Origin of the sequence: Streptomyces sp. NPDC059080 (assembly GCF_042739975.1) — a bacterium.
Lineage (GTDB): Bacteria > Actinomycetota > Actinomycetes > Streptomycetales > Streptomycetaceae > Streptomyces > Streptomyces benahoarensis.
In genome coordinates this window covers 71,120-81,151 of record NZ_JBHYGX010000018.1, presented here as the reverse complement: position 1 = coordinate 81,151, position 10,032 = coordinate 71,120, and the positions used below count along the sequence as shown (strand labels likewise).

Genomic DNA, 10,032 nt, shown 5'->3' with positions numbered 1-10,032 from the left:
CCCACCCCCAACCCACCCCCCGCCCCACACCCCCCCCCCCCCACCCCCACCCCCCCGCCCCCGGCCCCCCCCCCCCGGGGCGCGCGCCCCCCCCCCCCCGCCCCCCTCTCCGAGCGGCGGTTTCCCGGAGGAGGGCGGTGCGTCGTGCATGGCTCGTACTCTCGCGCGGTGCGGGGCCCCGCGGACGGCGCGGCCTGTGGTCCTTCACAGTTTCCCCGCCCCGGCGACCACCGCAAAACGCTCGCCCGCTGGGTGACGAGCATCACGTGACCTGCGAAAAGGCTCAGGGGACGGCTACGCCCGGCACGGGTAGGGGTTGTTCGGAACTCTCCAAGCCGTCCGGCGCCGCTTTGTCGCCGCCACACGATGATCGCGGTGGCCCCGCTCGACTAACGTCCATCGGGTCCGACCTGTCCGTATCCCTCTGACCTTCGCGGAGTCCTGATGAGCACTGTCGCTCTCACCCGTCCCGGTGCGGTCCTCGCCGATCTGCTGCCCGCCGCCACCGCCACCCGCGCCCGCGTCCGTGACGCCGCGCTGGTCGCCGGGGGCGCCGTCCTGACCGGCGTCGCCGCCCAGATAGCTCTGCCGATCCCCGGCTCCCCGGTGCCGGTGACCGGCCAGACCTTCGCCGCGCTGCTGGTGGGCACCGCGCTCGGCGCCCGCCGCGGCCTCGCCTCCCTCGCGCTGTACGCGGCGGTCGGCATGGCGGGCGTGCCGTGGTTCGCCGAGGGCAAGTCCGGTCCCGGCGGCGCCACCTTCGGCTATGTCCTGGGCATGCTGCTGGCCTCCGTCGTCGTCGGCGCGCTGGCCCGCCGCGGCGGAGACCGGGGCGCGCTGCGCACCGCCGGGACGATGGCTGCCGGTCTCGCGGTGATCTACGCCGTCGGCGTCCCCTACCTCGCGCTGAGCACCGGCATGTCCTTCGGCCAGGCGCTCGCCGCCGGAATGATGCCGTTCCTCATCGGCGACGCCCTCAAGGCGGCCCTGGCGATGGGCGCCCTGCCCACCGCCTGGAAGCTGGCCGGACGCCGCGACTGACGGACCACGGGCAGCCCGGCGCATGCCACGCGCCGGGCCCGGAACCACGGAACGGGCCGGGCCCCGCACTCACCCAGTTGGTGACTGCGGGGCCCGGCCCGTTCCCCGTATCCGTACCTCCGTGCCGTACGTGCCCGGCGGCTACGCGCGGTCCGCGGCCTCCGCGGGGGCGGCCTCGGGCGCCTCGGCGGGAACGGCCTGCGCCGGAACAGAGGCGGCGGCCTCGCGGGGACGGCGCCGGTCCAGGATCAGGCCGATGGCGAGGACCACCACGGCAGCGACGACGGACAGGACCATCTGCTTGCGGCCTTCCGGGTCGTAGAACATGTAGCCCACGACGAAGAGGATCAGCGCGATCGTCGCGTACGTCAGCCACGGGTACAGCCACATCCGGACCGTCAGCCGCTCCGGCATCTCCCTCTCGATGATCTTGCGCATCCGCAGCTGCGAGAAGCAGATGACCAGCCATACGAAGAGCGCGACGGCGCCCGAGGAGTTCAGCAGGAACTGGAAGATGGTTTCCGGCGAGGTGTAGCTGAAGATCGTCGCGACGAAGCCGAAGGCGACCGACGCCCAGATCGCCACGGCCGGGACGCCGCCCTTGTTGACCTTCGCGAACGCCTTCGGCGCGTCGCCGCGCTCACCCAGCGAGAAGGCCATCCGGGACGCGGTGTACAGACCCGAGTTGAGACAGGACAGCACCGCCGTCAGCACCACGACGTCCATCACGGTGCCCGCGTACGGGATGTTCAGCGACTCCAGCACGGCCACGTACGGGCTCGCGTCCAGCTTCGGGTCGTTCCACGGCAGCAGCGTCACGATGACCGCGATCGAGCCGAGGTAGAAGAGCGCGATCCGCCAGATGACGCTGTTGACGGCCTGGCGCACGGCCTTCACCGGGTTCGGCGACTCGCTGGCCGCCAGGGTGACGATCTCGCTGCCCATGAAGGAGAAGACCACCAGCAGCATGCCGGAGAGGATCGCCCCGGGGCCGTTCGGCAGGAAGCCGCCGTGTCCGGTGAGGTTCGACATCCCCACCGCGTGGTCGCCCGGGGGCAGACCGAAGATCGCCAGCGCGCCGATGACGATGAAGACGACGATGGCGACGACCTTGATCCCGGCGAACCAGAACTCGAACTCGCCGAACGAGCTGACGGAGATCAGGTTGGTACCGGTCAGTACGATCATGACCAACAGCGCCCACGCCCACTGCGGGACGGCGGGGACCCAGTTGGTGAGGATCGAGGCGGCCGCGGTCGCCTCGACGGCCAGCACGACCGACCAGAAGAACCAGTACAGCCAGCCGATGGTGAACCCGGCCCAGCGGCCGAGCGCACGGTCCGCGTACGCGGAGAACGAACCGGACGTGGGGGAGGCCGCGGCCATCTCACCCAGCATCCGCATGACGAGCACGACCAGAAGTCCGGTCAGTGCGTAGGAGAGGAGAATGCCCGGCCCGGCGGCCTTGATACCGGCTCCGGACCCGACGAACAGTCCGGCACCGATGACGCCACCGATGGCGATCATCGACAGATGCCGGTTCTTGAGTCCTGCCTGAAGCCCGTCCGTGGTAGGCGGGTGCGTGCCCATATGCACCGTCCTTCAGTGGTTCTCGGTTTCGAGTCCCCGCATTAGACAGTCGGCACCGGCCGCTTAGGAAGATCCGACTCCGGATCGTTGTCGTTCCTGTTCAGCTGTATGAAGAGTGGCTGAAACCTCCCCGCCATATGTACGAAGACCCGGCGCCACAGAGCCACATTCCGCATGCCACACTCATGCCATGCGCGTGTATCTCGGCTCCGACCATGCCGGTTTCGACCTCAAGAACCACCTCGTCGACTGGCTCAAGGCCCACGGCCACGAGCCCGTCGACTGCGGTCCCCACCTCTACGACGCCCAGGACGACTACCCGCCGTTCTGCCTCCGTGCAGCTGAGCGCACGGCCGCCGACGCAGACGCGCTCGGCATCGTGATCGGCGGCTCCGGCAACGGTGAGCAGATCGCCGCCAACAAGGTCAAGGGCGTCCGGGCCGCACTGGCCTGGAGCGAGGAGACCGCGAAGCTCGGCCGCGAGCACAACGACGCAAACGTGATTTCCGTCGGTGGCCGGATGCATACCCTTGAGGAGGCGACCAAGTTCGTCGAGATCTTCCTCGCCACCCCGTACTCCGGCGAGGAGCGTCACACCCGCCGCATCGAGATGCTCTCGGCGTACGAGACCACCGGCGAACTCCCCCCGATCCCGGCCCACCACCCCCAGGGCTGACCGCCCGCGAGCCCGATGCCGCCCGCTTCCCCGGTCGCCGGGGGAGCGGGCGCGCCCACCTAAGGACGCATCGCATGCCCGAGGGGCACACCATCCACCGCCTCGCCCTCGACCATCGCGAGCGCTTCGCGGGCGAGACGGTCCGCGCGAGCAGCCCGCAGGGCCGGTTCGCCGCCGGTGCGGCGCTCGTCGACGGCCGGGTCCTGGAGCGCGCCGAGGCCCACGGCAAGCACCTCTTCCTCGGCTTCGGGCCCGCCGGATGGATCCACATCCACCTCGGCCTCTTCGGCAAGCTCGGCTTCGGCACCGTCCCCTCCTCCGAGGACGTCCGGCAAGCTCCGGTCCAGGGGCGACGCGCTGCGCCCGCCACCGACACCGTCCGGCTCCGCCTCGCCACCGGCGAGCACTACGCCGACCTGCGCGGACCCACCGTCTGCGCGCTGATCACCGACGCCGAGAAGCAGGCGGTACACGACCGTCTCGGCCCCGATCCGCTACGCCCCGAGGACGACGGCGAGCGGGCCTGGCGCCGTATCTCCCGCAGCCGCACCACCGTCGCCGCGCTCCTCCTCGACCAGAAGATCGTCGCGGGCGTCGGCAACGTCTACCGCGCCGAGGTCCTCTTCCGCCGCGGCATCGACCCGTACCTCCCCGGCCGGGCCCTCGCCCGCGACGACTGGGACGCGATCTGGGCCGACCTCGTCGCCCTGATGCGCGAGGGCGTCCGCCACAACCGGATCGACACCGTCCGGCCGGAGCACCTGCCGGAGGCGATGGGCCGCCCGCCGCGCGTCGACGACCACGGCGGCGAGGTGTACGTCTACCGCCGCGCCCACCAGCCCTGCCACCTGTGCGCCACCGAGATCCGCACCGCCGGCCTGGCGGCCCGCAATCTCTTCTGGTGCCCGCGCTGCCAGCCCGCGAACGGGGGCTGAGCGGGGCGTCCGGCGCCCCGGGGCGTGCCTCGGCCCGTGGGCCCGGCTACCTCCGACCCGCGTGCCCTGGACCGCCCCAGCCCGCGCCCGGCGGCACCCGCCGACGCCCGCCCGGAGGCCGCCGTCAGCCGCCCGCCGCCACGCTCAGAACTCGTGCGGCAGCCACGGCGCGACGTCCGCGCCGAACGCCACCGACGCCGCCGTCAGCGCGCCCGGCCGCAGCTCCCGCACCCGCCCGGCCCCGGCCAGCGCCGACAGCGTGAAGCCACCCAGATACGCCGAGCTCAGCTCCCGCACGGACAGCGCCAGCTCGGCCGGGTCGGTGGTCCGCTCGCAGGTCGCGCCGGTGCCGTCGCCGGACAGCCGCCAGCGGCCCTCGTTCCACGGGCAGAACGGGTCGGCCACCTCCAGCACCGTGTCCACCGGCCGCTGGTACGTCCGCGCCGCCAGCGCCGCGCCCAGCTCCACCGGCCGTACGAACGCCGCCTCGTGGAGCCCGATCAGGCACCGCCGCATGTCCGCGACGAGGTGCAGCAGCGGATCGTCCACCGGCAGATTCCGCGCCGTCACGTAGGTCGTCAGGTCGATGCCGAACAGATAGCGCCACAGCGCGGCGCCCACCACCGGATCGGTCGCGCACAGATCCCACACCCGGACCGTGCCCTGCGGCCCCGCATCGGCCCAGTCGGTCACCACGGAGTAGCGCGCGTAGCCGCGCACCTCACCGTCGGCCTCGGCCACCACGCACTGCAGTGGCCCCTCGTCGTCGTCGCGGTCGTCCTCCGGGTCGAGGATCATCATCCGATCCCAGCCCGGCGGCCGTACCAGCATCCCGGCGCGCCCCGCGACCGTCCGCGCGTAGACCGCCTCGCACGCCGCCAGCGCCTCGGCCGGCTCCTTCAGCCGCAGCCGTACGTCGTCGGAACCGGGCAGGTCCGGTTCCGCCACCCGGGTGGTGTCGACCTTGATCCGCATCTCCTGCGTCGCCGCGCCGTACCCGAACCGCCCGTAGATCACGGGCTCGGATGCCGTCAGCATCGCCAGCGGCTCGCCCCGCTCCCGTACGTCGTCCAGCTGCCGCCGCATCATCGCCCGCAGCACCCCGCGGCGGCGGTGCGTCGGCTGCACGCTCACCATCGTCACCCCGGCCGCCGGCACGGACGCCCCGCCCGGCACCGTCAGCCCGAAGGAGAACGCGCCCGCCGTCCCGACGATCTCGTCGTCGTCCCAGGCCGCGAGGGAGCGTCCGGGCTCCATCAGCTCCCGCCACATGGCCCGTTCCTCGGCGGATTCCTCCTCGCCGAACGCCCGCTCCAGCTTCCCGTACCAGGCGTCTCCCTCATCCGGCTGCAACACCCGCAACTCTGTCGTCATACGCCACCTGTACCAGGAGGTACTCCGGCAGCGCGACCGCATTTCGAACGGGATTCCCGGCAATCACACCGGGCGGCGTCCGGCGAATCGACGTGCCGCCGAACGGGTGGATAAAGTCCCCGTGACATGACACGCCGCCCGAGATCGGAACCCCTGACGGCCCGGCTGCACAAAGCGCTGCACCGGGCCCGCGTCCGCGTGCGCAAGGCGGGGGTCGACTACTTCCGTGGCGACGGCTCCGACGGACCCGCGCTCGCCGCGCTGCTGATTTCGGTGGTGCTCACCGCGGGCGGCACGCTGTGGCATACGGAGTGGTTCGGACCGACCGCGTTGGTCCTTCCGGTGATCGCCGGCGGCCTCCTGTTGCGCCCAGCCAACCTCCTCGCCCTCTACGCCGCTTCCGCGACCGCCCTGATCGTGGAGGCGGCGCTCTTCGGTCCGTACGACGAGGGACCGGAGCGCATCACGCCCGGCACGGTCCTGATCGTCGCCGCCGTCGGGCTGATCGGCCTGCTGATCGCGCAGTTCCGCAGCCGGGTCGGCGTGCCCTGGCGACGCGGCAGCACCATGCTCTTCGACCTGCGCGAACGCATCCGGGTACAGAGCGAACTGCCCCGGCTGCCGGAGGGCTGGCACCACGAGATGGCGCTGCGCCCGGCGGGCGGGCAGTCCTTCTCCGGGGACTTCGTCGTCGCCTCCCGCACCCAGGGCGGCAACATCCTGGAGGTCGTCCTCACCGACGTCTCCGGCAAGGGCATGGACGCGGCCTCCCGCTCGCTGCTGCTCTCCGGCGCCTTCGGCGGCCTCCTCGGCTCCCTGCCGCCGAACAGCTTTCTGCCCGCGGCCAACGGCTATCTGCTGCGCCAGGACTGGGACGAGGGCTTCGCCACCTCCATCCACCTGGTCCTCGACCTGGAGTCCGGCGACTACGAACTGCTCTCCGCGGGCCACCTCCCGGCGCTCCAGCTCTGCGCCGGGACCGGCCGCTGGGAGGAGAAGTCCGGCGAGGGCCCGCTGCTCGGGGTCTACGACGGGGCGCAGTTCGACCCGGTGAAGGGCCGGCTGCGCCCCGGCGATGTGCTGATGATGTTCACCGATGGTCTGGTCGAGTCCTCGGACCGCGACATCGCCGAGGGCATGGACCGGCTGACCGGCGAGGCCGACCGCTATGTCGCGGGCGGCTTCGCGGGCGCCGCCTGGCATCTGATCGAGGCGGTGGCCAAGGACGTCAACGACGACCGGGCGCTGCTCCTCATCTGCCGGGACGCGTAGCGCCGACGGGCTCGGGCGCCGCCTTCCGCCCCGCGACCGCCCGACGGGCGTCCTCCGGGTCCTTGCGGAACGCCCACGCCATCGTCGGCTCCATCGCGAACCGGAAGACCTTACGCACCGGCGGGGTGCACAGCGCCGTCACCACCACACCGGCGATCACCGTGACCGCGATCTCCCCGAGCGGCGTGTGCAGCCAGGCGTCATCGTCGAACCAGCCCCAGAAACGGGAGCCCTTGGCGAGGAAGCCGTGCAGCAGATAGCCGTAGAGCGTGCCCGCGCCCAGCACCGTGAACCACGTCCGCCGGGTCGGCACCCAGGAGTAGAAGCACGCCGTCAGCACCAGCGAGCACCCGAAGAGCGCCAGGCTCATCATCGCCCCGGCCCACCAGGTGGCGCCCAGCTCCTGCGCGCTGTCGCGGTGGTAGAACCACGCCGACGTCATCCGGGGCGCCGCCCAGTACGCCACGGTCACCGCCGTCACGAAGACCGGGACCGCCGCGATCCGCACCGCCCGCCGCCGCACCCACGCGAAGTGCTCCGGCTTCAGATTCAGCCCCAGCACGAAGAACGGCAGGAACTGCAGCACGCGTGGGAGGTCGAGGTCGTCACCGATCCCCGGGGAGACGGAGGCCACGACGGCGATGGCGAGCGCCAGCGGAACCGGCCAGCGGACGATCTTCCACAGCGGCGTCGTCAGCCGCCAGATGAACAGCGCGACCAGGAACCACGTCAGGAACCACGGATCGAGCAGGCTGATCGGCATCTTGGGATCGTCGTTCGCCCACCGCGCGAAGAAGGTGTACGCGACCTCGAAGAGGACGTACGGGACGGCGACGCCGGTGATCAACCGCTGGAGCCGGTCCTTGCGCATGTCGAAACTGCGCGAGAAGTAGCCGGAGATGATGATGAACGCCGGCATGTGGAAGGCGTACACCGTCATGTACAGCGCCTCGGCGGCGCGGCTGCCGTCGGTCAGCGGCTCCCAGGAGTGCCCCATCGCCACCAGCACGATGGCGAGGTACTTCGCATTGTCGAAGAACGCGTCCCGGCCCCGTGCGGGCGCCGCCACCCCGGAACCGGGGCGCTCCGCCGGTCCGCCGGAGGGTGGCGCCGGGTCCGCATCCGCCCCCTCCCGGGCCTCGGGGAGGGCACGTCGCGAGGTCGGCGCAGGCGGAAACATCTGAGGCACCCTAGTGGCGATCCGTCGAATGCGTAAAACCGCCGTCAGGTAATTCGCCATTCCCCCAGGTAAGCGCCGTATACCGGCGCCGGCCCCCGCGTGATCCATTTCTGCGGTGCGCTCCGCAATATCGCGTACGAATGCCTCATTCGCCGGTGAACTCCCCGATCACGGCGCAGTTTTGTGGCATTTCACCCCCATGAAACGGTCGATAAGGTACGGCGGGGTCGTCGGAGGGAATGTCACACTCCCCGGCCGCGCGTCACCGCGCCGAACGTGAGGGGCGCCACATCGGGAAATGCGCTCCGGCGCCCGCGCGGCGAATGCGCCGGCGCCGCCGGTCGAATACCCAAGTGGTGAACGTCACTTACCGGCCAGGTGCAACGAAATGATCAGGCCGAATTGACGTTCACGCGGCGCGCACCGTTTTCCTCCGTGCCGCCCGCACCGTACGGTGCCCCGCCCGGCCGCCTCCGCGCCCGCTTCCTGGCCCCTTGCCGAAACGTCCCCCCGCCCACCGTGCGAGCGTGACGTTCGTCCCCTTCACCCCTCAACGGTATGAAGCAGGCAAAGCGTTGGCCGATGGTTCATCACCCGTATGCGGTGGGAAGTGACTTGGTGGCACGATGGGTGTCTGCGGGGGTGTGCGCGGCTGCACACTTCCCGGCCGGTGAGGCTTCCGACCGAGGGTGTGATCAGTTGTGGCTCTGTCGCTGTCAGTGGTGCTGCTGTTGGGAATCGTGCTGATCGTGCTGATCCGCGGCAAGACGATCAAGCCAGGCCCGGCGATCGTCGCCATTCTTTTCGGGTTCTTCCTCGCGTCCAGCGGCATGGCCCCGTCCATAAACCGGTTCTTCAACTCCCTCGCGGACACGATCAACCACATCACCTTCTGAGCGCCGCCCCGCCGCCGTCCGGCGGCACACCGCGCGGCACCGCCCGCCGGCCCCGGGGCGGGACCGCACCCGCGGCCCGGCCCCGGACCCGTGTCAGCTCCCGGCCGGACCGCCCTGCGCACCCCGCGCCAGCGCCGACCGCACCGCCTCCTCGCTGCGCCCGACGACCGCCGTGCCGTCGTCCGCGGTGATGATCGGCCGCTGGATCAGCCGGGGATGTGCGGCCAGCGCCTCGATCCACCGCTCCCGCCCGGCATCCGACCGCTCCCAGGACGCCACCCCCAGCTCCTTCGCCTCGGCCTCCTGCGTCCGTGTGATGTCCCACGGCTCCAGCCCCAGGCGCTCCAGTACGGCCCGCAGCTCGTCCGCCGTCGGCGGCTCCTCCAGGTAGCGGCGCACGGTGTACTGCGCCCCCTCCTCGTCGAGCAGGCCGACCGCCGAACGGCACTTGGAACACGCGGGATTGATCCAGATCTCCATGCCGATCACCCTAGGGCGTGCCGTCAAACTCCCGCCCGCCCCGCGACGCCTGGCACGCACGCTCGCCACCACACCCCGTGCGCCCGCCCGCGTACGAAAAAGAGGCCCCGGACCAGCCGGTCCGGGGCCTCTTCACTCTCTGAGCGGGCGACGGGAATCGAACCCGCGTAGCCAGTTTGGAAGACTGGGGCTCTACCATTGAGCTACGCCCGCATGCGCCACAGGTCGTCGCGACCCAGGCACGCAGTGCACTGTAGCGGGTCGGGTCCCTCCCTCGCACACCGGTTGTCCACGCCTGGACATCCGGCAGCCGCAGCGCCATCGGCCATGTACCCTACGTGTCGCACCGACGGGGTGTGGCGCAGCTTGGTAGCGCGTCCGCTTTGGGAGCGGAAGGTCGTCGGTTCGAATCCGGCCACCCCGACCAGCAGTACTACGGCGTGCGTCCCGGTGGACCAGTTCCCCGGGACGCGGCCCGCCCGGCCACCCCCAACCGATAAGCCGATGCCGGTACACCAAGGCCCCCCCCCCCGCCCGCGCCCCCCCCCCCGCCCGCGGCGGGGCAAAGTCGGGGGCCACCACCAGTCG

Annotated in this window: 9 protein-coding genes and 2 tRNA genes; 6 read left to right on the top strand and 5 right to left on the bottom strand. The window is 71.5% G+C overall.

Translation table 11 applies throughout. From position 1 onward, the window contains the following. Positions 1-444: 444 nt before the first annotated feature. Positions 445-1,041, top strand: a complete 597-nt coding sequence (locus tag ACFWWQ_RS16715) for a biotin transporter BioY (protein WP_384596676.1) — start codon at positions 445-447, stop codon at positions 1,039-1,041. A 141-nt stretch (positions 1,042-1,182) separates the two neighbouring features. Here ACFWWQ_RS16715 and ACFWWQ_RS16710 read toward each other — a convergent pair whose 3' ends face one another. Then, positions 1,183-2,631: an amino acid permease gene (locus tag ACFWWQ_RS16710; RefSeq protein WP_384596674.1), complete on the bottom strand. Its 1,449-nt coding sequence runs from the start codon at positions 2,629-2,631 to the stop codon at positions 1,183-1,185. A gap of 190 nt (positions 2,632-2,821) precedes the next feature. Here ACFWWQ_RS16710 and ACFWWQ_RS16705 point away from each other — a divergent pair, with 190 nt between their 5' ends. Both ACFWWQ_RS16705 and ACFWWQ_RS16700 read left to right on the top strand, forming a co-directional pair. Further along, the gene (locus ACFWWQ_RS16705) at positions 2,822-3,307 is read left to right on the top strand and encodes a ribose-5-phosphate isomerase (protein WP_384596672.1); all 486 of its coding nucleotides are present in this window, start codon (positions 2,822-2,824) and stop codon (positions 3,305-3,307) included. A gap of 74 nt (positions 3,308-3,381) precedes the next feature. After that, complete coding sequence (locus ACFWWQ_RS16700; protein ID WP_384596670.1) at positions 3,382-4,242, top strand: Fpg/Nei family DNA glycosylase; 861 nt, start codon at positions 3,382-3,384, stop codon at positions 4,240-4,242. A gap of 144 nt (positions 4,243-4,386) precedes the next feature. Here ACFWWQ_RS16700 and ACFWWQ_RS16695 read toward each other — a convergent pair whose 3' ends face one another. Further along, positions 4,387-5,616 carry a GNAT family N-acetyltransferase gene (locus ACFWWQ_RS16695; RefSeq protein WP_384596667.1) on the bottom strand — a complete coding sequence of 410 codons (1,230 nt, stop codon included), beginning with the start codon at positions 5,614-5,616 and terminating at the stop codon, positions 4,387-4,389. 126 nt (positions 5,617-5,742) lie between these two features. Between ACFWWQ_RS16695 and ACFWWQ_RS16690 the strand changes: the two genes are divergently transcribed. Continuing rightward, positions 5,743-6,888: a SpoIIE family protein phosphatase gene (locus ACFWWQ_RS16690; RefSeq protein ID WP_384596665.1), complete on the top strand. Its 1,146-nt coding sequence runs from the start codon at positions 5,743-5,745 to the stop codon at positions 6,886-6,888. Here the strand turns inward: ACFWWQ_RS16690 and ACFWWQ_RS16685 are convergent. Next, positions 6,869-8,068: an acyltransferase family protein gene (locus ACFWWQ_RS16685; protein WP_384596663.1), complete on the bottom strand. Its 1,200-nt coding sequence runs from the start codon at positions 8,066-8,068 to the stop codon at positions 6,869-6,871. The two genes, ACFWWQ_RS16690 and ACFWWQ_RS16685, sit on opposite strands and share 20 nt — an antisense overlap. 701 nt (positions 8,069-8,769) lie before the next feature. Here ACFWWQ_RS16685 and ACFWWQ_RS16680 point away from each other — a divergent pair. After that, positions 8,770-8,964 carry a hypothetical protein gene (locus ACFWWQ_RS16680; RefSeq protein WP_143940896.1) on the top strand — a complete coding sequence of 65 codons (195 nt, stop codon included), beginning with the start codon at positions 8,770-8,772 and terminating at the stop codon, positions 8,962-8,964. A 93-nt stretch (positions 8,965-9,057) separates the two neighbouring features. Here ACFWWQ_RS16680 and ACFWWQ_RS16675 read toward each other — a convergent pair whose 3' ends face one another. Then, positions 9,058-9,444 carry an arsenate reductase family protein gene (locus ACFWWQ_RS16675; RefSeq protein ID WP_384596660.1) on the bottom strand — a complete coding sequence of 129 codons (387 nt, stop codon included), beginning with the start codon at positions 9,442-9,444 and terminating at the stop codon, positions 9,058-9,060. Positions 9,445-9,586: 142 nt separating this feature from the next. After that, positions 9,587-9,657 (bottom strand) — tRNA-Gly (locus tag ACFWWQ_RS16670). A gap of 137 nt (positions 9,658-9,794) precedes the next feature. Here ACFWWQ_RS16670 and ACFWWQ_RS16665 point away from each other — a divergent pair. Beyond that, positions 9,795-9,871 (top strand) — tRNA-Pro (locus ACFWWQ_RS16665). Positions 9,872-10,032 lie beyond the last annotated feature (161 nt).